Origin of the sequence: Actinacidiphila epipremni, assembly GCF_012034175.1 — a bacterium.
Taxonomy (GTDB): Bacteria; Actinomycetota; Actinomycetes; order Streptomycetales; family Streptomycetaceae; genus Actinacidiphila; species Actinacidiphila epipremni.
Map to the genome: position 1 here is coordinate 37,916 of NZ_JAATEJ010000026.1, position 19,896 is coordinate 57,811.

A 19,896-nucleotide genomic window follows, 5' to 3' on the forward strand; every position below is an offset into this window, starting at 1 on the left:
GTGCCGACGGGGGTTCCGGCAGGTCGGGCGGGTTCCGCCAGTGGGGGGCACCGGGCTGCATCCTGCGATGCTGGCAAGCTCGGTTGAATCGCCGGTAACGAGAGCGTGGCCGTCAGGCAAGCGCACCGCCTCCGGCGAGGTTCCCGTAACTCCCCGGGGCGACCCCCTCGTGCCCCCGTTCCCCTCCGACCCCGGCCCCGCCCCTGCCCCCTCCCCCGCCGCCCGGGACCACCCGCCCGTGGTGGGCTTGTCGCTCCGTTCTCCCCCAGGGCTTCGCCTGGGGGTACCCCCACGCGCCCCTGACCGTGCGGGCTGCCCCGTCCTGCCGTCGCCGGATCTTCTGCCGGTGGGTGGCTTGTCGCGCCGTTCCCCGCGCCCCTCGCTTCGGGGTGCCCCTTGCGGCCGTCCCGCGATCGTCCGCTGGTGGTGGGTTGCTCGCGCAGTTCCCCGCGCCCCTGGTTTGTTGACCTCGCGCGATGCGTGGCGTCTGGTGCTTGCCCTGCGCCGTAGGCGCGGGCTCTACGCGTGAGGGCACGCATACCCAGGGGCTGCGTGGGGGTACCCCCAGGCGAAGCGCTGGGGGAGAACGGAGCGACCAGCCGAGATGGACGGAAGGTCGCGGGACGGCGGGACGGGGCACCCCGAAGCGAGGGGCGCGGGGAACTGCGCGAGCAACCCACCACTGGCGGATGGTCGCGTCACGGGGGTGAGGGGGCATCCCCCGAGGCGGAAGGGGCGCGTGGGGGTACCCCCAGGCGAAGCCCTGGGGGAGAACGGAGCGACCAGCCCACCACCGGGGGAGGTCCGGGGGCGGCAGGACGGGGCAGGGCGGGCGGGATCGCCTCAAGCCAGGCGGCTAGCTCTCCGTGCGGTACATGAGATCGACCTCGTGGGTGGTGAAGCCGAGGCGTTCGTAGACGGCGACCGCGGGGGCGTTGTCCGCGTCGACGTAGAGGAGGACTCCGGGGAGCCCGCGGTCCGCGGCAAGGTGGCGCAGGCCGATCGCGGTGAGGGCGCGGCCGAGGCCGCCACCCTGCGCGGTGGGGGAGACGCCCACCACGTAGACCTCGCCGAGCCCCAGGTCGGAGTGGACCTTCGTCCAGTGGAAGCCCACGAGCTCGGCCCCGCGGAAGGCGAGGAAGAAGCCCGCCGGGTCGAACCACGGTTCGCTCATCCGGTCGTCGAGGTCACGCTGCGTGAGGGAGCCCTGCTCGGGGTGGTGGGCGAAGGCCCGCGCGTTGAGGGCGAGCCACGCCGCGTCGTCCTCGCCGGGCCGGAAGGTCCTTACGGTCACGCCGGGCGGCAGCACGGGCTCGGGCAGCCCGTCGAGCCCGGCGTCCAGGGCCCTGCGCATCTGCCGCAGCTCACGGAAGAGGCTGAGCCCGAGCTGCACCGCCAGGTGCCGCGCCGCGGGGTGGCCCCCGTGCGCCCACACCCGCAGCCGATGCGCGCTCGCCCCGAGCAGCGCGTCCCCGAGCGCCCGCCCGTGCCCGCGCAGCCGGTGCCCCGGATGGACGAGGAACTCCGCGGCGGGTGCCTCGACGGGATCGGTGTCCTCGATCTGCCCGTACCCGGCGAGTACGTCCCGCCCGTCCTCGCCCTCGGGCGCCCACAGCAGCAGGTGCCGCACCCCGGTCCGCCCGGGCCGGCGGACGTGCAGCCGGCCCTGCTCGGACACCGCCGGCTGGCCGTCGGCCTTCGCGGCGGCGGCGATGAGGTCCAGCACCGCCTGCGCGGTGTCCGCGGGCAGTTCCGTCTGCGTGTCGATCCGCCGGGCGCTCATGCCGGAATCGTACGGCGCCCCTCCGGCGCGTCCGCGGCGGGCACGGCTCCGCGCAGCGGAATCAGCCCGGCGGAGGCACAGGTGGCCGCCGCGGCGAGCGCAAAACCGGGCCAGTAGGCGGTGGCACTGATGAGCGCGGCCATGACCGGCGGCACGACCGCCGCCGTGAGGTTCTGGCCCGTGTTGTGCACCCCGAGCGCCCGCCCGGACCACGCGGGCCCCGCGTGCTCGGCCGTCGAGGTGAACGACAGCCCGTTCGTGCTGGAGGTCACCGCGATCGCCGCGACCAGCAGCACCGGCGTCAGCGGCGACGGGAAGGCCGTACCCACCGCGGTGGCCCCCACGACCACCCCGGTGACCACGGCCAGTTGCCGCATCGGCCGCAGCCGGCTGCCCACCCGGTCCGACCAGCGCCCGACCAGGATGCGGGACACCGCGCCCAGCCCCTGGGCAACGGCGATGAGCTGCCCCGCGTGCACCGGCGACCAGCCCCGTACGTCCACCAGCAGCACCAGCGCGAAGGCCCCCGCGGTGAACTGCGGGATGACCAGCAGCGCGGCCGACCCGTGGATCCGCCACAGCAGGCTCGACCCCCGGTACGGATTCGGCGCCGGCTGCGCGGCCACCGCCCGCGGCCGTACCGGATCGGCGGCGAACAGCGCGATCAGCACGGCGATCACCCCGCACACCACGGCCAGGAAGCCGAACGCCCCCACCAGCCCGTGGGACGTCGCCAGCGGCGGCATCGCGAGCGCCGCCACGCCCATCCCCAGCGGTGTGGAGGTCTGCCGGATGCCCATGGCGAGCCCGCGCTGCTCCTTGCCGAACCACCCCATGACCAGCCGCCCGCTCGCCGAGTACACCGACGCCCCCGCGGCCCCGGCGAGCGCCAGCAGCGCCCCGAGCGCGACCATCCCGTGCGCTCCCCACGCGGCCCCGGCCAGCGCCCCCGCCGCCCCGGCCAGGCCCACCGCGATGACCACCCGCTCACCCCACCGGTCGGCGGCGGCCCCCCAGCCGTACAGCGCCAGCACCAGCCCCACGGTCGGGCACGCCACCAGCACCCCCACCTGCGTGAGCGTCAGCCCTTCCCGCCCCCGCAGCTCGTCCGCCAGATACGGCACCCCGTACACGAACGCGCAGGCCGCCGTCTGCGCGGCGGTCCCCAGCCCCAGCATGACCCAGCGCCGCATGCCCCTGCCGCCCCTCACTCGGTGGATGGTGCAGCCAAGTATTCGCCTCTCGCCGCGATCTGAGACGGCAATTCCACATGGCGAGACGAGTGGTGTACCGGCTCACCCCTCCGGCGGGGTGTCCGGCGGGGCCGTGGGGGCGCCGGGGAGGTGCAGCGTGGCCAGGGTGCCGGTCGGGTCCGCGCGGGTGAGGGTGATCGTGCCGCCGGACTGGTGGACGGTGCGGGCCACGATGGACAGGCCCAGGCCGCTGCCCGGCAGCGAGCGGGCGGACGGGGAGCGCCAGAAGCGCTCGAAGACGTGCGGCAGCTCCTCCGGCGGGATGCCCGGCCCGTGGTCGCGCACGGTGAGCCGGCCGTGCCGCAGGACCACCTCGATCGTGCCGCCCGGCGGGCTGAACTTCACCGCGTTGTCCAGCAGGTTGACGATGGCCCGCTCCAGCGCCGGCGCCTCCCCCCGTACGTACCAGGGCGAGAGCTCCGCGGTGATCGTCAGGCCCGGCCCGCGCAGCCGCGCGCGCTCCAGCGCGGTGCCGGCGATCTCGTGCAGCGGCACCACCGTCAGCACCGGCGCGGTGTCCGGGCGGTTGAGCTCCTGGAGGTCGCCGATGAGCGCGGCCAGCTCCGTCATCTGCGCCTTCACCGACGCCAGCAGCGCCCGCCGGTCCTCCGGCGGGATCGCCCGCCCGGTCGCCTCACTGCGCTCCAGCAGCTCGATGTTGGTCCGCAGCGACGTCAGCGGGGTGCGCAGCTCGTGCCCGGCGTCCGCGATGAGCTGCCGCTGCCGGTCCCGGGAGGACGCCAGCGCGGACGTCATCGCGTTGAACGACTGCCCGAGCCGGGCGATCTCGTCCTCGCCCTCCACCGGCAGCCGCACGTTCAGGTCCTCGGTGCGGGCGATGTGCTCGACGGTCTGGGTGAGCCGGTCGACCGGCCGCAGCCCCGTCCGGGCGATCCACAGCCCCGCGCTCGCCGCGCCGAGGACGCCGATGCCGGCGACGATGAAGAGCACCCACGCCAGCGTGGTCAGCGGCTTGTCGACCTCGCTGAGCGGATGCGAGATGGACACCGCGAATCCGGTGAGCGCTCCGTTGGGCCCGGCGGTGAGCGGTTCTGTGTAGACCCGGACGCTGCCGCCGCTGTCGGTACGGGCGTTGTGCACGGTCGAGCCCAGCGTGCCCGCGGCCACCTCGACGTCCTGCGCCCGCACCGCGAACGGTGTGCTGCCGGCCCCGACACAGCGGGTGCCGTCGGCCTTGACGACCTGGACGCCGACCGCGCTCGGCGGCACGTTGCCGCCGGTCTGCGCGGTGGAGGCGCAGGTGGCGATGGTCGCGTTGAGGTAGCGGGTGTCGACGCGGGTGCTGCGCAGCGTCGAGTCGAGCTGCCGTACGAGCTGGTCGCGGGTGATGAACCAGGCCGCGAACGCCACCGCCGCCACCGCCACCGCCACCGCGGCAGCGGTGAGCAGCGCCAGCCGGGACCGCAGGGGGAGCTTCCTCACGCGTGGCCGCCGTCCGGGGCGCGCAGGACGTAGCCGACGCCGCGCACGGTGTGGACCAGCCGGGGCCGGCCGCCGGCCTCGGTCTTGCGGCGCAGGTACATCACGTAGACGTCCAGGGAGTTGGAGGAGGGCTCGAAGTCGAAGCCCCACACCGCCTTGAGGATCTGCTCGCGGGTGAGGACCTGCCGCGGGTGGGTCAGGAACAGCTCCAGCAGGGTGTATTCGGTGCGGGTCAGCTCGACGGGGGCGCCGCCGCGGGTGACCTCCCGGGTCGTGACGTCCATCCGCAGGTCGGCGAAGGACAGCACGTGCGCGTCCGGGTCGCCGCCGGCCGCCGCGGCGGTGGCGTACGCGCTGCGGCGCAGCAGGGCGCGCAGCCGGGCGAGGAGCTCGTCCAGCTCGAAGGGCTTGACGAGGTAGTCGTCGGCGCCCGCGTCGAGGCCGGTGACGCGGTCGCCGACGGTGTCCCGGGCGGTGAGCATGAGGATGGGCGTGGTCACCCCGGTGGCGCGCAGCCGCCGGGCCGTGGTCAGGCCGTCCATCCGCGGCATCAGCACGTCCAGCACGATCGCGTCCGGGCGGTACGTGTCGGCCGCCTCCAGCGCCGCGAGGCCGTCGGCGGCCAGCTCGGTGCCGTAGCCCTCGAAGGCCAGGCTCCTGCGCAGCGCCTCGCGCACGGCGGGCTCGTCGTCCACGATCAGGATGCGCGCGGCGGCCGGCTCGGCGGCCTCGCCGGTGCCGGGGGCGGAGCCGGGACCAGGGCTCATGGTGTCTGCTACCTCGCTGGGGATGACGGACCGGGGGACGGACCCGACGGCGGACTCGGCGACGGAGCCGACGCGGGACCCGGTGACGGACTCGGTACTGCACGACGGTACGGCGGCGGCCGGGGCCGCCGGGAGTCCCGGCACCCTCGGCCGCCTCACGCCGCCGCCGGCCTCAGTGTGAGCCGCCGGCGCGCAGCGTCGCCAGATCGGCCTTGACGGTGTTGACCGGGATGGCGAAGCCCAGGCCCACGCTGCCGGCCGACGACGAGGACGAGCCGCCCGAGGACGAGGAGTCGGAGTACATCGCCGAGTTGATGCCGATGATCTGACCGGACATGTTGATCAGCGCGCCACCGGAGTTGCCCGGGTTGAGCGAGGCGTCCGTCTGGATCGCCTTGTACGTGGTCGTGGAGCTGCCGGTGTCGCCGTTGTACTGGTTGCCGCCGAAGGAGAACGGCCACTGGTCGCCGCCGCGCCCGCCGCTGCCGCCGAACCCGAAGCCCTGCCCCTGGCCCTGGTCCTGGCCGCCGCCCTGGTCCTGGCCGGTCTCCACCGGCACGGTCACCTCGCGGTTGAGGGCGGACACGATGCCGCTGGTCACGGTGTTGCTCAGGCCCTCGGGGGAGCCGATCGCGACGACCTGGTCGCCGATCGCCACCGAGGAGGAGTCGCCGAGGGTCGCGGCCGGCAGGCCCGAGGCGCCCTGGATCTTGATGAGGGCCAGGTCCTTGTTCGGGTCGGTGCCGACGACGCTCGCGCTCGCGGTCTTGCCGTTGGGGTACGTGACGCTGATCTGCTGGGCGCCGGCGATCACGTGGTTGTTCGTGACGACCTGGCCGTCCGAGGTGATGATCACGCCGGAGCCGGTGGCCTTGCCCTGGCCCGAGGTCGCGTTGATCTCCACGACGCTGGGGTCCACGGCCTTGACGACGCCGGCGATGGTTCCGTTGAGCGCGGCGGCGTTGATCGCCGCGGAGCCGGTCTGCGCGGTGCTGCTCGCGGCGGCGGGGTGGTCGTCGGTGGCGTGCCCGACGAAGGCGCCGACGCCGCCGCCGACCAGGCCGGCCGCGACCGCCGCCGCGGCCATCAGCGCGACCGGCCGCGGCACCCGCCGCCGCCGGTGTCCTGCGCCGCCGCCCTCACCGGGGCCGCCGGTCGCGGTCTGCGGACCGCCGGGGCCGTACGGGGGCGGCGGCGGGAAGCCGGCGTAGGAGTTGTCCGGGGCCTGCGGTGCCTGGGGAGCCTGGCCGGACGGGACCGGGGCCTGGGCGGGCCCGGAGTAGAGCGGAAGCTGCGGGTCGTACGGGTTCTGGGGTTCGCCGTTGCGGCTGCTCTCGGTCATGTCTACGACTGTGGGGCCGGAACATGAGAGCTGGCTGAGCACACGCTGAGAAGCCCGACAGAACCCCGTATGCCCTAAATAAAGATGATCGCCCCGGCGGGGAGCCGGGCCCTCAGTGGCAGCCGCAGGACTGCCGGACCACCAGCCGGGACGGGAACTGCCGCAGCCGCTCGCGCCGGGCGCCGGGCACCCGCAGCGAGTCGTCCAGCACCGCGTCCACCGCCGCCCGGGCCATGCCCTTGCGGTCCGAGGCCACCGTCGTCAGCGGCGGGTCGGCGAGCCCGGCCTCCTTGACGTCGTCGAACCCGGCGACCGCGAGCTGCTCGGGCACGTCGAGCCGCAGCTCGCGCGCCGCCCGCAGCACCCCCAGCGCCTGGTCGTCCGTGGCGCAGAAGATCGCCGGCGGCCGGTCCGGGCCCGCCAGCAGGCCGAGCGCGACCTCGTAGGCGTCGTAGCGGTTGTACGGGGAGTGGAAGAGCCGGTCCTCGGTGGACCGCCCCGCCTCCTCCATCGCCCGCCGCCAGCCCTCGACGTGGTCGGTGACCGGGTCGCCGACCATCGGCGTGATCTCCGTGCCGCCCAGGCACGCGACATACGGGTGGCCGTGCTCCAGCAGGTGCCGTACCGCCAGCTGCGCCCCGCCGACGTCGTCGGTGCGCACCGCGATGTCGTCGATCGCCTCGGGCCGCTCGTGCAGCAGCACCACCCGGGCGTCCCACGCGTCGATCTCGGTCGCCGCGTTCTCGCTCAGGCCCTGGCTGATCAGGATCAGCCCCGAGACCCGCATCCCCAGGAACGCCCGCAGGTAGTGCGTCTCGCGCTCGTCGAGGTAGTCGGAGTTGCCGACCAGCACCATCTTCCCGCGCTCGGAGGCGGCCTGCTCGACCGCGTGCGCCATCTCCGCGAAGAACGGCTGGCGCGCGTCGGGCACGATCAGCCCGATCAGGTCCGTACGGCGGCTGGCCATCGCCTGGGCCACCCGGTCGGGCCGGTAGCCGAGCTGCTTGATGGCAGCCAGCACCCGCTCGCGGGTGGCCGGGGCTACCGGCCGGGGTCCATTGTTGATGACGTAGCTGACGACCGCGGTGGAGGTCCCCGCCAGCCTGGCCACGTCGTCGCGCGTCACCTTGGGCACGACGGGAAGTCTACGCGTGTCTATCGGATCGTCACACGGATTGTCATACCGGCTGCTCTGTGGACGAACGGCGCTCCGCGGCGCCCCGCGTCCCACCGCGCCCGGCGGCGCCCTCGGTACGTGCCGCGTCCTCCGCCGCCCGCTCGGCCTTCTCCGGCGTCACGAAGCGGTAGCCGACGTTGCGCACCGTCCCGATCAGCGACTCGTGCTCGGGGCCGAGCTTGGCCCGCAGCCGCCGTACGTGCACGTCCACGGTCCGCGTGCCGCCGAAGTAGTCGTAGCCCCACACCTCCTGGAGCAGCTGGGCGCGGGTGAAGACCCGGCCCGGGTGCTGCGCCAGGTACTTCAGCAGCTCGAACTCCTTGAAGGTCAGGTCCAGCACCCGGCCCTTGAGCTTGGCGCTGTAGGTGGCCTCGTCGACCGACAGGTCGCCGTTGCGGATCTCCATCGGGCTGTCGTCGCCGGCGATCTGCTGCCGGCCCGTCGCCAGCCGCAGCCGCGCCTCGACCTCGGCCGGGCCCGCGGTGTCCAGCAGCACGTCGTCGATGCCCCAGTCCGCGGTGACCGCGGCGAGGCCGCCCTCGGTGACCACCAGGATCAGCGGGCAGCCGGGGCCGGTGGAGCGCAGCAGCTGGCACAGGCTGCGCACCTGCGGCAGATCGCGTCTGCCGTCGATGAGGATCACGTCCGCGCCCGGGGTGTCGACGAGGGCCGGGCCCTCGGCGGGGGCCACCCGCACGCTGTGCAGCAGCAGCCCGAGCGCGGGCAGCACCTCGGTGGACGGCTGGAGTGCGTTGGTCAGCAGCAACAGAGAACTCACCGGGTGACTCCCGTCGGTCGGACTGGTGCGAGAAAGCACGAAAGGACCCGGGGGCGGCGTTGCCCAGGTCCTCTTGCACGGAACAATAGCCGACATGGACACCGCTGCCGAGACCGACGACGGATGTTTGCGTGTTTCGCCGACCACATCGGGTGGTTACGGCGCGGTTTTGTTGACGTCCGACGGCATCGCGATCGAGGCGGAGCACCGCGGCGCGGACGGCGGCACGCGCGACCTCGCGGTGGTCGTCGCGCACGGCTTCAGCGGCGCGCTGGAGCGGCCCGCGGTGCGCCGCGCGGCCGGTGTGCTGCGCGGATACGGCGGCGTCGTCACGTTCTCGTTCCGCGGCCACGGGCGTTCCGGCGGGCACTCCACGGTGGGCGACCGCGAGGTGCTGGACCTGGACGCGGCGGTCGGCTGGGCGCGTCGGCTCGGCTACCGGCGGGTCGCCACGGTCGGCTTCTCCATGGGCGCGTCGGTGGTGCTGCGGCACGCCGGGGCGGGGCCCGGCTCGGGAATGGGCGAGGTCGACGCGGTCGTCGCGGTCAGCTCGCCGGCCCGCTGGTACTACCGGGGGACGGCGCCGATGCGGCGGCTGCACTGGGTCGTGACCCGGCCGGCGGGGCGGCTCGTGGGCCGCTGGGGCCTGAAGACCCGGATCAACTCCCGCGACTGGGACCCGGTGCCGCGCTCGCCCGTGGAGTCCGTGCCCTACATCGCGCCGACGCCGCTGCTCATCGTGCACGGCGACCGGGACGCGTACTTCCCGCTGGACCACCCGCTCTCGCTCGCCGCGGCGGCCGGCGAGGGCGGCGCCGACCTGTGGATCGAGCGCGGCTTCGGCCATGCGGAGAACGCGGCGGACGCGGCGCTGCTGGGCCGGATCGGCGAATGGCTGACCGCCCGTGGTGGAGTGCGGTGAGGCCGAAGGGCCATGATGGACACCGCGCGGCGGCATGCCGCGGCGCCGGCGGGACGACGGTACGGCTGCCGGTGCCGGTGCCGGTGCCGGTGCCGGTGCCGGGCCGTACGGCGGTGGGTGCCGGCGCCCGTACGGGCGAGGCGGGCCACTCGGGTGGCTTGAGCCGCCTGAGCTACCTGAGCCGCGCAGCACGAGGAAAGACGAGGGACGGAGCCCCGATGGCCGCAACCGACACGGCAGCACAGCCCGTGGCGGGCACGATCCGCTACTGGGCCGCCGCCAAGGCCGCCGCGGGCACGGCGGAGGAGCCCTACCGCGCCGTCACGCTCGCCGACGCGCTGGCCGCCGCCCGCCGCCGGCACGCCGCGACGCCGGACTTCGCCCGGGTGCTGGGGCGCTGCTCCTTCCTGGTCGACGGCCACCCCGTCGGCACCCGCGACCACACGCAGGTCCCCCTCCCGGACGGCGCCACCGTCGAGGTGCTGCCCCCCTTCGCGGGAGGCTCCGCATGACCGACCACCGCGACAACACGCCGTACGGCTACGGCTCCGGCTACGACTCCGGCTCCGGCTCCGGCGAGCAGCCCGCACAGGGCCGCGGCCACGAAGAGCTTCCCCATCCGCCGGGCTCCTACGCCCCGGAGGGGACGGGGCTCTACGCGCCGGACGGCACCGGGCCTTACGCCCCGGACGGGACGGGGCCGTACCCGCCGGAGGGCGCGGGGTCTTACGCGCCGGAGGGGGTTGCGCCCTACGCCTCGGACGGCGCTGGGCCTTACGCCCCGGACGGCACCGGGCCTTACGCCCCGGACGGCACCGGGTCCTACCCGCCTGACGGCACCTACGTGCCCGAGCCGCTGCCCGCGGCCGTACCGCCGCACGCCGGCCAGGACCTGCCCTTCGGCGCCCCGCCGCCCGGCGACGGCTGGTCCGCCCACACCGCCGGCCAGGACGGCTCCCCGTACGGAGCCCCCGCGCAAGGCGACGGCTGGGCGGCCACCCCCGCCTCGCCCCACCCCTGGACGCCGCCCCAGGAGCCCTGGGCGCAATACGCCGAGCCCTCGGGCTACGGCGACCCCGCCGGCCACGGCAGCCCGGGATACGCGAGCCCCGGCTACGGCACCCCCGCGCCCGGCGCCGCAGGCGAAGCCGCCGGGTTCGACGGCGTGGCCCCCGGCCACGTGAGCCCCGGCTACGGCGCCGCAGGTGAGCCCTGGCAGCAGCAGGCGCAGCCGCAGCCGCATGCGTACGACTATGCCGAGCCGCAGGCTCATGGCGCGGAGCACACCGCCGTGCTGCCGGTCGTCCCCGAGGCGGACGAAAACCCCGCCCCCGCCGGGGGCCGGGCCGCGCGCAGGGAGGCCGGGCCCATGCGGGCGGACGGGCGGACCGGGTCGCCGATCATCGCGCCCGGGGTGCAGCCCGCCGCGCTGACCGCCGGGCTCGGGCTGCTGCTCGCCGGGGGCGCCGCGGTCGGCAAGCCGGCCCTCGCGGTCGTGCTGGTGCTGCTCCAGGCGGTCACCGCCGCCGGGTGGTTCCGGCTCAACGGCATGTGGCCCGCCCGGCAGGGCATCGTGCTGGCCTTCCTCGCGGGCGTCACCGCCGACGTCGCGATGCTCGCGGCGAACGGCTCGCACGCCCCCGTGGTGATGGCCGGCACCCTCGGCATCTGGCTGCTGCTCGTGCTGGTGCTGCAACTGCGCCACCACGGCAGCGCCGACGAGCGGCTGTCCTCCCTCACCGCGACCTCCGCCTCGACCCTGATCACCGTCCTGGCCTGCGGCTACCTCGCCGCGCTGGTCTCGGACGCCGGCCACGGCCCGGTCGTGACCGGCGCGGTCGCGGTCGCCGCGGCGACCCTGGTACGCGCCCTGCCGCTGCCCGGCCAGCCGCTCTCCCTCGCGGCGGCGCTGCTGGTCGCGGCCGGCGCCGGCGTGCTCGCCGCCCACACCGGCGGCCTGGCCGGCGGCGACGGCGTCCTGCTCGCGGTGGCCTGCGGAGCCTGCGCGCTGATCGGCCTGCGGGTCGCGAGCTACGACTTCCCGTCGCGCTTCGTGCACTTCACCGCGGGGGTCGCGCTGCCGCTCACCGCCGCCGCACCCGTCGTCTACGCCCTGGGCCGGGCGCTGACGTAACCGACCCGGCCCGGGCCCGCCCGCTCTCACGTAACGGTTCGGTGCCGTGGGGAACCGCGGCCCCCTCGCCGCCCGTCAGGCGTTGCGGAAGTCGACGGCGGAACCGAGTGGGAGAAGCACGCGCATGCGAGTGTGGCGGATCGTACTGATCGTCCTGGTCATCCTGGGCGGTCTGTTCGTCGCGGCGGACCGGATCGCGGTCTCGGTGGTGCAGAGCAAGGCCGCCGAGCGCGTGCAGATCACCGAGGGCCTGGACGAGAAGCCGAAGGTGTCGATCGAGGGCTTCCCGTTCCTGACCCAGCTGCTCTTCGGCAAGCTCGACGACGTCAAGGTCAAGGCGCGGGACATCAACGCGGGCGCCGGCGGCACGACCGTACGGATCCAGTCCTTCGACGCCGACCTGCGCGGCGTGAAGTTCTCCGACAGCTTCCGGCGCGCGGTCGCCGACACCGCCGACGGTGTGGTCTTCATCTCCTACGACGACCTGAGCAAGGCCGCGCCCGACGGCGTGACGGTCTCCGCGGCCCCGGCGGCGGCCGACGGCACCGCCCGGGTCAAGCTCAGCGCGAGCATCCCCGAGCTGGGCGACGCGGCGAGCGTCTACAGCGACATCACCGTCAAGGGCGACACCGTCTCGGTGAAGGCCGAGCAGCTGCCCAAGGCGGTGACCGCGCTGGGCCTGGAGGGCGAGGTCAGGAAGACCATCGACTTCTCCCGGCAGCTGGGCAACCTGCCGCACGGCATCACCCTCCAGAAGGTGACCGGCACGCCGGACGGCATATCCATCCAGGTCGGTGGGCAGGATGTGGAGCTCGCGGGCTGAGACGGGGCCGGCGGGCGGCGGAATGACGCACCGTCCCGCAATACGGACAATCTTGTCTCGACATTCGACATACCGGTGACACTCGCGGCTCCGTTTCCCTACGATCGGGAGTCATGAAGCGACAGGCGGATCTCACGAAGCGGCGGGCAGTCGACCTGTGCCGCGTCGCCGCCATGCTCTGTCGCATGCCCTAGGGGCGGCACCTCCCCATGTACCGCAAGCCGGCCGCAAGGCCCGGCGCCGCCGCCTGCCCGCCCCGCGCCGCGAAGCCGTCGGCAGCGCCCCTGGGGACCTCCCGGGGCCGTCCGCCCGCCGGCACCGCGGCAACCGCACCCCTTGCACCCCGCGTGTCACGCGCACCCGCAGCATCCGCACTGCCCCGGAGGAGAACAGCATGAGCCGCAGTGACGTCCTGGTCGACGCCGACTGGGTCGAGGCCCACATCGACGACCCCAAGGTGGTCATCGTCGAGGTGGACGAGGACACCTCGGCGTACGACAAGAACCACATCAAGAACGCCGTCCGCATCGACTGGAAGCAGGACCTCCAGGACCCGGTCCGCCGCGACTTCGTGGACCAGGCCGGCTTCGAGGCGCTGCTGTCCGCCAAGGGCATCGCGAACGACGACACCGTCGTCCTCTACGGCGGCAACAACAACTGGTTCGCCTCCTACGCGTACTGGTACTTCAAGCTGTACGGCCACGAGTCCGTCAAGCTGCTCGACGGTGGCCGCAAGAAGTGGGAGCTGGACTCCCGCGACCTGGTCGCCGCCGTGCCCGAGCGCCCCGCGACCCAGTACAAGGCCAAGGCCCAGGACACCTCGATCCGCGCCTTCCGCGACGACGTCGTGGCCGCGATCGGCTCGCTGAACCTGGTCGACGTGCGCTCGCCCGACGAGTTCTCCGGCAAGCTGCTCGCCCCCGCGCACCTGCCGCAGGAGCAGTCGCAGCGCCCCGGCCACGTGCCGAGCGCCCGCAACATCCCGTGGTCGAAGAACGCCAACGACGACGGCACGTTCAAGTCCGACGAGGAGCTCAAGGCCCTCTACGAGGCGGAGAGCGTCGACCTGGCCAAGGACACCATCGCGTACTGCCGGATCGGCGAGCGCTCCGCGCTCACCTGGTTCGTGCTGCACGAGCTGCTGGACCAGGGCAACGTCAAGAACTACGACGGCTCGTGGACCGAGTACGGCTCGCTGGTCGGCGTGCCGATCGAACTCGGCGCCAACTGACCCACCCGGACGACCCCAGACAAGGCGAGGACAGAACCTTATGTGTGGAGCGAAGGCCGGCGGGCCGGACCTGGCAGGCATCGACACCGCCAAGGAGACCATCATCCAGGGCTCCGTCACCCGTGACGGCGAGCCCGTGAGCGGATACGTACGGCTCCTCGACGACGGCGGCGAGTTCACCGCCGAGGTCCCGACCTCGGCGACCGGCCAGTTCCGGTTCTTCGCCGCCCCCGGCACCTGGACCCTGCGCGCCCTGATCCCCGGCGCGACCGCCGAACGCACGGTAGTCCTCGCCGAACAGGGCTCCCTGGCCGAGGTAGCCATCACGGTCTGACCCCGACCCCCCGCCGGGCCGCACCCCACCCCGGGGTGCGGCCCGCGGCACGTCCATCGGCCGAGGCAAAACGATATCGTCCCGTGTGCGGTATTGGTATCGTTTATGGGACCGGTCGTTGCGGAGGGAGCCCGTCCACATGGCGAGAACAGTGATCGACCTCGACGAGGACATGGTCGCCGAGGCCATGCGCATCTTCGGCACCAGGACGAAGGCGAAGGCCGTGCGCCTCGCCATGGAGGACGCCGTCAAGCGCCACCTCCGGCAGGAGTTCTTCGACGCCATGGACGCCGGCGAACTCGACTTCAGCGAGATCGTCGAGAGCACCGGCCCGCGCAACGCGGACGGCACCCTCAAGCGCGGCAGCGGTCACGACGGAGGCCGCGCCGCCTGATGCAGGACCGCTACCTGATCGACAAGTCCGCCCTCGCGCGCTGGACGAAACCCCGCGTGAAGGACGTCCTCAAGCCCCTGCACGAGCGCTACCTGCTCGCGGTGTGCCAACCGACCGAATACGAGATGGTCCACTCCGCGCGGGACAACTCCGAGGCGATGCGCATCAGCACATGGCTGCGCGCCTTCGACTACGTGGGTACCGACGAGGCCACCTTCACCCGCGCACTCGAGGTCCAGCGCCATGCCCTCAACGCGGGCTTCCACCGCGCCCTCTCGCTCCCCGACCTCCTCCTCGCCGCCACAGCCGAGCTGAACCGCCTGACGGTGCTCCACTACGACAGCGACTTCGACATGATCGCCTCCCTCACCGGCCAGCCCAGCGAATGGGTCGCCCCACCCGGCACCGCCGACCACTGACGCCACCCGCGGCCGAGCCGCAAGCCTGGTAGCGGGGTGGTGGGCGGACGTACCGTGGAAGGGTGGATGCGCGGCGGCGGCATTGGTATTTCGCCATGATGGGCACCTGCGTGGTGCTGTTCGTCATGGCGTGGGCCGTGGTGCGTATCTGGTCGGTGCCGGCGGCGATTGTGATGTGCCTGGTGGCCATGACCATCCCGCCGTTCGCGGCGATCGTCGCCAATCGGCGCAAGCCGGGGGAGCGGTGGTTCGACGAGCCGGGGGATGACGAGGACGACGACACCGGGCCGCCGCGGGGGGACTCCGGGGATCCGGAGTCGGATGCGATGTGGGCCGAGTTGGAGGGGCGCAGCCGGAAGGACCACCGGCGGCGGTAGGGGAGGGCCGGGGGCGTGGGACGGGTGTCTCAGTAGACGAGCGCCTGGACGCCGTCCGGCATGATCTCGCTGACGAACAGCTGCGCGCCCGCGATACGGACGCCCTCGATCACGTCCTGCTCGGTGATGTCACGCCGGGCGGCGCACTGCGTGCACAAGGTGACCCGGCCGCCGGCGAGCACCGCGTCCAGCAGGTCCGGCAGCGGTGCGGAGTGCGGCAGCTCGAACTGTGCGGCCCGGTCCGGGAGGGCGAACCACGCGGACTCGCCGGTCAGCCACAGCGACACCTCCACCCCGCTGGCCACGGCGACCGCCGCCACCGTGAACGCCTGCGAGCACCGCTCGGGCGCGTCGGCGCCCGCCGTCACCTTGATCACGAGCTTGTTCGCCATCCGCCCAGCGTAGGCGGTGGCGCAATGGCGCCGCGTGCGGGGGAATGTGGTGCAGGTCACGCCGAGGGTGGGGATATTTGGTGGGGGACCGGTGTGGCGGCTGGACATAATACGAACCCGCACGCGTGTGCCATACATGTGTGCGTCATACGCCTGGGGGGGCATCGATGGAAGAGCAGAGCGGCGACGTGCGCCGCGAGGGCGGCACCGCGGGGGAACAGTCCCCCGACGCAGCGGGGGAGCAGCCGCCGTACACCCCGGACACCGCCGGGGAGCAGAGCCCGAGCAGCGAGCCGGCCGCGTACTTCGCGCCGGAGTTCGTCTCCGGGTCGGTGCCGCCGGCGCCCGAGCCGTACCGGCCGATGCGGCGCCGTACGCTGACGCTGGTCGTCGCCGCAGCCGCCGTGCTCGGGGTGCTCGCCGGCGCCGGGGCCGGGTACAAGGTGCAGCACGACCGCCCGCCCACCCCGCTGCCGCCGCTGATCGCCGCCGCGCCGACGCAGCCGCCGGGCGCGGGCCCGGACCTGCCGGCGCCCAAGCTCGCGGACGACCGCAACGCCGTCTACGAGGGCAACCTGCTGACGCTGCTGCTCCCGACGCCCAAGGGCGCCAAGCAGCGCGACCGCGGCTGGCTCACCGTCGCCGACATCGCGGACCGCTTCGAGGAGTCGGACGAGGAGTTCTCCGAGCTGATGGAGAACGGCTTCCGGCGGGCGGTCAGCACCCACTGGGACTCGGGGCCCAAGAACGACTCCGTCTACACCGAGGTCACGCTCACGCAGTTCCGCGACGAGACGACCTCGTACACCGCCGAGGTGCTGTCCGGCACCGACTACCCGGACGGCGTCCACCAGAGCTACGGCACGCCGATCCCCGGCACGATGGACGGCACCGTGATGCCGTCCGGGCTGCCGTACGAGGAGGGCTCGCTGAAGGTGTACGTCGGCCAGGCGTTCGCCCGCGTCGGCGACATCTTCGTCGAGGTCTACGTCTCCGGGCTGCACCCGGTGAGCAGGAAAGCCGTCCAGTCCGTGATCACGAACCAGCTGGAGCGGCTGTGACCGACCAGACCCCGGAGCCCCAGCCGGCACCCGGCCCGGCGCCCGCGGCACCTCAGCCCGCGCCCGACCCGGCGCCCGCGCCGCCCTACCCCGCGTGGGGCGCCCCCGCGGCCGTCGCCCCGCCGCGCAGGCAGCGCACCGCGCTGCTGGTGACCGGCGCCCTCGTGGCCGCCGCGGCACTGGGCGGCGGCGGGTACGCCCTCTTCGGCAGCGGCGACGACAAGCCGCTGGCCAAGCCCGCGCCCACCGCCACCGCGAGCCCGAAGCCGACCAAGGCGTACGGCGTGACGTCCGGCGGCACGCACTACGGCGACCTCGGCCAGATGCTGCTGCCCGCCGACGGCGCCGTGGAGCCCGGCCCCGACTTCGAGAACTACGGCAACGACGCCGTCCTCGACGCCGCCCAGGCCAAGAAGCTCGTCGAGGACGGCGACGGCGCCTCCCGGCTCACCGCCGCCGAGCGCAAGCAGGTGGACGCGCAGATCGACGCCATGCACATCAAGGGCGCCGCCCTGCGCACGTACGGCAGCGACGACGGCGAGCTGGAGTACGTCATCACGCTCGTCCAGGTCGGCAACAAGCTCGCCGCGCAGGCCGGGCCCGAGACGTTCCGCAAGCTCGCTGAGGGCTCGGACGTGCTGCGCAAGGGGCCGGCCGTGGCGGGCCATCCGCACGCGGTGTGCGTCATGCCGAAGCCGACCGACTCCGCCCCCTCGTCGGGCGAGGACGAGGACGAGGAGGACGACGGAGGTGACGGGGGCGACGACATGAGCTGGCTGGACGGGATGTACTGCTCGGCCACCGAGGGGGACCTGATGGTGCAGATCCGGGTCGACGGCCCCGCCCCGCTGTCCGAGGACGCCGCCGCCACCGTGGTGGCCAAGCAGCTCGACCGTATCCAGGCCCCAGGGGAGGGCGTCTGATGTCCGAGATCTCCGCCACCCCCGAGAGCACCCCCGCGCACACCCCCGGGGGCACCCCCGCCGACACCCCCGAGCCGCCACCGCCGGCGCCCGAGCCGGCCCCGGCTCCGGTCGCCGCCGGGCCCGTGCCCGGGCCCGTGCCCGTGCCCGAGGCCGCACCGCTCGCCGCCGGCTACCCGCCACCGCCGCCCGGCCACGCGCCGGCCGCGTACCCCCCGCCCGCCTACGCGGGGTACGCCCCGCCGCCCCCCGCCCCGCGCGGGATGAGCCCGCGGGTGCGCAGGACGCTGCGGTGGACCGCCGTCGTGCTGGTCTTCGCCGTCTTCGGCGCCGGCACCGCGTACGCCGTCACGCGCCCGGAGCGGACGAAGATCCCCGGCCTCAAGACGCCCGCGGACGGCCGCTGGACGTACCCCGTGCTCGCGCTGCCGAAGCTGCCCGCGCGCAAGCCGCGGCCCCTGGACGAGGACCGCAACCCCGCCGGCGTCCACTACGCCGACCTGCGCTCCCTGCTCGTCCCGCTGCCCGAGGGCGCCGTCGAGGACGCCCACTACCCGGGCACCGGCGGCTGGCTGCCGCCGGGGACGTACCTGGACGACGTGCGCAGCGGCGGCGACGGCTCGCAGCGGCAGCTCAACCTCAAGGAGAACGGGCTGCGGCACATCGCCGCCCGGGCCTGGACGATGCCCGACGGCACCCGCGGCGAGGTCTACCTGCTCCAGTTCATCACCGGCGGCTACGCCGGCATGTACGCGCAGGACGAGAAGGACAAGCCCGTGGACGGGGTCACCACCGACCACCGCGAGACCACCCTGCAGAAGATCGTCCCCGACGGCGTCGTCGTCACCGGCTACAGCGAGACCCCGCCGTACGGCGCGAGCATGGCCCGGTTCGCCTACCTCGTCTCCGGCGACACCATGGCCGTGGTCAGGCTCACCCGCAAGGGCGGCACCGTCCCGGACCAGGCGTACCGCCAGACGGTCGCCCTCCAGGCGCAGATGCTGAGCTAGTCCCGGCCGCCGAGCCGGACCCCGGCGGCTGAGCCGCACGTCACGGGCCTGCTCGCGCCCTCGGGAGGGGTCGCGCACTAGACTTGTGCGCGGCCCTTACCGCAGCCCTCGCGAGGAGCACGACCCGTGCGCATTGAGTACTACTTCGACATCCTGCTGGTGCTGGTGTGCGTCGCCGTCGCCGCCTTCGCGCTCTACGCGGTCAAGAAGCTCTACCAGGGCCAGCGCTGACATGATCGAGATCCCCTCCGACCTGCACCGCGACCTCGTGCCGCTGGCCTTCCTGCTGGGCCGCTGGCAGGGCGCGGGCGTGCACGACTTCCCCGGCGCCGAGAAGTGCAACTTCGGCCAGGAGGTCGTCTTCAGCCACGACGGCCGGCCCTTCCTGGAGTACGTCTCGCACACCTGGGTGCTGGACGAGCAGGGTGACAAGGTCCGCCCGCTGGAGAACGAGAGCGGCTACTGGCGGATCGGCGAGGACCGCAAGGTCGATGTCACCACCACCCGCGACGAGGGCGTCGTCGAGATCTGGACCGGCGAGCTCGCCGACGGCAAGCCGCAGATCGACCTGGTCACCGACGCCGTCGCCCGGCTGCCCTTCGCGCCGGACTACAGCGGCGGCAAGCGGCTGTACGGCTACGTCAACAGCGACCTGATGTGGGTCGGCGAGAAGTCGACGCCCAGCGTGGAGCTGCGCCCGTACATGTCGGCGCACCTGAAGAAGGTCGTGGACCCGCGGGAGTGGATCGGCGATCTGAAAGATCTTCCCGACGACGGGATCGCGTTCTTCAAGTAAGCCCGACCTACACTGGCCGGGTGGTCACCACCGACTGGAAGAGCGACCTGCGCCGGCGCGGCTACCGGCTGACGCCGCAGCGCCAGCTGGTGCTGGAGGCGGTCGACGACCTGGAGCATGCCACGCCGGACGGCATCCTGTGCGAAGTGCGCAAGACCGCCTCGGGGATCAACATCTCCACCGTCTACCGCACTCTTGAGCTGCTGGAGGAGCTGGGCCTGGTCAGCCACGCCCACCTCGGGCACGGCGCGCCCACGTACCACCTGGCCGACCGGTACGACCATATGCACCTGGTGTGCCGGGACTGCGACCAGGTCACCGAGGCCGACGTGGAGCTCGCGGCGCCGCTGGTGGACCAGCTGCGCGAACGGTTCGGCTTCGAGACGGACATGAAGCACTTCGCGATCTTCGGCCGCTGCCAGGACTGCACGGCGAAGGCGGCGAAAGCGGCCGATGCCGCCGATGCCGCCGACGCCGGCGAGGCACCCGAGACGGCCGCGCAGCCCGAAGCCGCCGGGGACTGACGGCGGCGCGCCG

The 19,896-nt window shown here is 73.7% G+C and carries 23 protein-coding genes; 15 read left to right on the top strand and 8 right to left on the bottom strand.

The genetic code is table 11. The features are described from left to right. Positions 1–856: 856 nt before the first annotated feature. From mshD to HCN08_RS26950, 7 genes are all read right to left on the bottom strand, one after another. The gene (gene mshD / locus HCN08_RS26920; RefSeq protein ID WP_167985855.1) at positions 857–1,783 is read right to left on the bottom strand and encodes a mycothiol synthase; all 927 of its coding nucleotides are present in this window, start codon (positions 1,781–1,783) and stop codon (positions 857–859) included. Beyond that, positions 1,780–2,994, bottom strand: a complete 1,215-nt coding sequence (locus HCN08_RS26925; protein ID WP_322974700.1) for an MFS transporter — start codon at positions 2,992–2,994, stop codon at positions 1,780–1,782. The genes mshD and HCN08_RS26925 overlap by 4 nt, the downstream gene beginning before the upstream one ends. Positions 2,995–3,078: 84 nt before the next feature. Continuing rightward, positions 3,079–4,479, bottom strand: coding sequence for a HAMP domain-containing sensor histidine kinase (locus HCN08_RS26930; RefSeq protein WP_167985856.1), 1,401 nt, complete (start codon positions 4,477–4,479; stop codon positions 3,079–3,081). After that, complete coding sequence (locus HCN08_RS26935) at positions 4,476–5,246, bottom strand: response regulator transcription factor (RefSeq protein ID WP_167985857.1); 771 nt, start codon at positions 5,244–5,246, stop codon at positions 4,476–4,478. The genes HCN08_RS26930 and HCN08_RS26935 overlap by 4 nt, the downstream gene beginning before the upstream one ends. A 172-nt stretch (positions 5,247–5,418) precedes the next feature. Next, positions 5,419–6,588, bottom strand: a complete 1,170-nt coding sequence (locus HCN08_RS26940; RefSeq protein WP_167985858.1) for a S1C family serine protease — start codon at positions 6,586–6,588, stop codon at positions 5,419–5,421. A 112-nt stretch (positions 6,589–6,700) separates the two neighbouring features. Next, positions 6,701–7,723 (bottom strand): LacI family DNA-binding transcriptional regulator, encoded by a 1,023-nt coding sequence (locus HCN08_RS26945; RefSeq protein ID WP_167985859.1) that lies wholly within the window; start codon positions 7,721–7,723, stop codon positions 6,701–6,703. 43 nt (positions 7,724–7,766) lie between these two features. Beyond that, positions 7,767–8,543 (bottom strand): response regulator transcription factor, encoded by a 777-nt coding sequence (locus tag HCN08_RS26950; RefSeq protein WP_167985860.1) that lies wholly within the window; start codon positions 8,541–8,543, stop codon positions 7,767–7,769. Positions 8,544–8,637: 94 nt separating this feature from the next. On the opposite strand from HCN08_RS26950, the gene HCN08_RS26955 reads away from it, so the two are divergent. The 10 genes from HCN08_RS26955 (at position 8,638) to HCN08_RS26995 (ending at position 15,177) form a co-directional block, all read left to right on the top strand. Further along, a complete protein-coding gene (locus HCN08_RS26955) occupies positions 8,638–9,465 on the top strand; it encodes an alpha/beta hydrolase (protein ID WP_167985861.1) in 828 nt (275 codons plus the stop codon). 218 nt (positions 9,466–9,683) lie between these two features. Then, complete coding sequence (locus tag HCN08_RS26960) at positions 9,684–9,977, top strand: MoaD/ThiS family protein (protein ID WP_167985862.1); 294 nt, start codon at positions 9,684–9,686, stop codon at positions 9,975–9,977. Beyond that, a complete protein-coding gene (locus tag HCN08_RS34880) occupies positions 9,974–11,599 on the top strand; it encodes a hypothetical protein (RefSeq protein WP_206319290.1) in 1,626 nt (541 codons plus the stop codon). Before HCN08_RS26960 ends, HCN08_RS34880 begins: the two co-directional genes overlap by 4 nt. 124 nt (positions 11,600–11,723) lie before the next feature. Next, entirely contained in the window at positions 11,724–12,422 is a 699-nt protein-coding gene (locus HCN08_RS26970) for an LmeA family phospholipid-binding protein (RefSeq protein ID WP_167985863.1), read from the top strand. A 113-nt stretch (positions 12,423–12,535) separates the two neighbouring features. Continuing rightward, the gene (locus HCN08_RS36985; protein ID WP_355342331.1) at positions 12,536–12,616 is read left to right on the top strand and encodes a putative leader peptide; all 81 of its coding nucleotides are present in this window, start codon (positions 12,536–12,538) and stop codon (positions 12,614–12,616) included. Positions 12,617–12,816: 200 nt separating this feature from the next. Then, on the top strand, positions 12,817–13,653 hold the full coding sequence (locus HCN08_RS26975) for a sulfurtransferase (protein WP_167985864.1): 837 nt from the start codon (positions 12,817–12,819) through the stop codon (positions 13,651–13,653). 40 nt (positions 13,654–13,693) lie between these two features. Continuing rightward, a complete protein-coding gene (locus HCN08_RS26980) occupies positions 13,694–13,987 on the top strand; it encodes a DUF1416 domain-containing protein (RefSeq protein WP_167985865.1) in 294 nt (97 codons plus the stop codon). A gap of 139 nt (positions 13,988–14,126) precedes the next feature. Then, the gene (locus tag HCN08_RS26985; protein ID WP_167985866.1) at positions 14,127–14,381 is read left to right on the top strand and encodes a type II toxin-antitoxin system VapB family antitoxin; all 255 of its coding nucleotides are present in this window, start codon (positions 14,127–14,129) and stop codon (positions 14,379–14,381) included. Next, positions 14,381–14,800 carry a PIN domain nuclease gene (locus tag HCN08_RS26990; RefSeq protein ID WP_167985867.1) on the top strand — a complete coding sequence of 140 codons (420 nt, stop codon included), beginning with the start codon at positions 14,381–14,383 and terminating at the stop codon, positions 14,798–14,800. Before HCN08_RS26985 ends, HCN08_RS26990 begins: the two co-directional genes overlap by 1 nt. 62 nt (positions 14,801–14,862) lie before the next feature. Beyond that, positions 14,863–15,177, top strand: a complete 315-nt coding sequence (locus tag HCN08_RS26995; RefSeq protein ID WP_167985868.1) for a DUF3099 domain-containing protein — start codon at positions 14,863–14,865, stop codon at positions 15,175–15,177. Positions 15,178–15,206: 29 nt separating this feature from the next. Here the strand turns inward: HCN08_RS26995 and HCN08_RS27000 are convergent, their stop codons facing one another. Further along, positions 15,207–15,569 carry a DsrE family protein gene (locus tag HCN08_RS27000; RefSeq protein ID WP_167985869.1) on the bottom strand — a complete coding sequence of 121 codons (363 nt, stop codon included), beginning with the start codon at positions 15,567–15,569 and terminating at the stop codon, positions 15,207–15,209. Between the two features lie 167 nt (positions 15,570–15,736). Between HCN08_RS27000 and HCN08_RS27005 the strand changes: the two genes are divergently transcribed. The 5 genes from HCN08_RS27005 (at position 15,737) to HCN08_RS27030 (ending at position 19,883) form a co-directional block, all read left to right on the top strand. After that, positions 15,737–16,630 (top strand): hypothetical protein, encoded by an 894-nt coding sequence (locus HCN08_RS27005; protein WP_167985870.1) that lies wholly within the window; start codon positions 15,737–15,739, stop codon positions 16,628–16,630. Beyond that, on the top strand, positions 16,627–17,553 hold the full coding sequence (locus tag HCN08_RS27015) for a hypothetical protein (RefSeq protein WP_206319291.1): 927 nt from the start codon (positions 16,627–16,629) through the stop codon (positions 17,551–17,553). Before HCN08_RS27005 ends, HCN08_RS27015 begins: the two co-directional genes overlap by 4 nt. Continuing rightward, positions 17,553–18,563, top strand: coding sequence for a hypothetical protein (locus tag HCN08_RS27020; RefSeq protein WP_167985872.1), 1,011 nt, complete (start codon positions 17,553–17,555; stop codon positions 18,561–18,563). The genes HCN08_RS27015 and HCN08_RS27020 overlap by 1 nt, the downstream gene beginning before the upstream one ends. 232 nt (positions 18,564–18,795) lie before the next feature. Next, positions 18,796–19,359: an FABP family protein gene (locus HCN08_RS27025; RefSeq protein WP_167985873.1), complete on the top strand. Its 564-nt coding sequence runs from the start codon at positions 18,796–18,798 to the stop codon at positions 19,357–19,359. A 20-nt stretch (positions 19,360–19,379) separates the two neighbouring features. Further along, positions 19,380–19,883, top strand: coding sequence for a Fur family transcriptional regulator (locus HCN08_RS27030; RefSeq protein WP_167985874.1), 504 nt, complete (start codon positions 19,380–19,382; stop codon positions 19,881–19,883). Positions 19,884–19,896 lie beyond the last annotated feature (13 nt).

Bases quoted from the DNA above. Each gene is read 5' to 3' on its own strand.
- mshD (WP_167985855.1), bottom strand. From the start codon at position 1,783: ATGAGCGCCCGGCGGATCGACACGCAGACGGAACTGCCCGCGGACACC.
- HCN08_RS26935 (WP_167985857.1), bottom strand. From the start codon at position 5,246: ATGAGCCCTGGTCCCGGCTCCGCCCCCGGCACCGGCGAGGCCGCCGAG.
- HCN08_RS26940 (WP_167985858.1), bottom strand. From the start codon at position 6,588: ATGACCGAGAGCAGCCGCAACGGCGAACCCCAGAACCCGTACGACCCG.
- HCN08_RS26955 (WP_167985861.1), top strand. From the start codon at position 8,638: ATGGACACCGCTGCCGAGACCGACGACGGATGTTTGCGTGTTTCGCCG.
- HCN08_RS26960 (WP_167985862.1), top strand. From the start codon at position 9,684: ATGGCCGCAACCGACACGGCAGCACAGCCCGTGGCGGGCACGATCCGC.
- HCN08_RS34880 (WP_206319290.1), top strand. From the start codon at position 9,974: ATGACCGACCACCGCGACAACACGCCGTACGGCTACGGCTCCGGCTAC.
- HCN08_RS26970 (WP_167985863.1), top strand. From the start codon at position 11,724: ATGCGAGTGTGGCGGATCGTACTGATCGTCCTGGTCATCCTGGGCGGT.
- HCN08_RS36985 (WP_355342331.1), top strand. From the start codon at position 12,536: ATGAAGCGACAGGCGGATCTCACGAAGCGGCGGGCAGTCGACCTGTGC.
- HCN08_RS26975 (WP_167985864.1), top strand. From the start codon at position 12,817: ATGAGCCGCAGTGACGTCCTGGTCGACGCCGACTGGGTCGAGGCCCAC.
- HCN08_RS26980 (WP_167985865.1), top strand. From the start codon at position 13,694: ATGTGTGGAGCGAAGGCCGGCGGGCCGGACCTGGCAGGCATCGACACC.
- HCN08_RS26985 (WP_167985866.1), top strand. From the start codon at position 14,127: ATGGCGAGAACAGTGATCGACCTCGACGAGGACATGGTCGCCGAGGCC.
- HCN08_RS26990 (WP_167985867.1), top strand. From the start codon at position 14,381: ATGCAGGACCGCTACCTGATCGACAAGTCCGCCCTCGCGCGCTGGACG.
- HCN08_RS27000 (WP_167985869.1), bottom strand. From the start codon at position 15,569: ATGGCGAACAAGCTCGTGATCAAGGTGACGGCGGGCGCCGACGCGCCC.
- HCN08_RS27005 (WP_167985870.1), top strand. From the start codon at position 15,737: ATGGAAGAGCAGAGCGGCGACGTGCGCCGCGAGGGCGGCACCGCGGGG.
- HCN08_RS27020 (WP_167985872.1), top strand. From the start codon at position 17,553: ATGTCCGAGATCTCCGCCACCCCCGAGAGCACCCCCGCGCACACCCCC.
- HCN08_RS27025 (WP_167985873.1), top strand. From the start codon at position 18,796: ATGATCGAGATCCCCTCCGACCTGCACCGCGACCTCGTGCCGCTGGCC.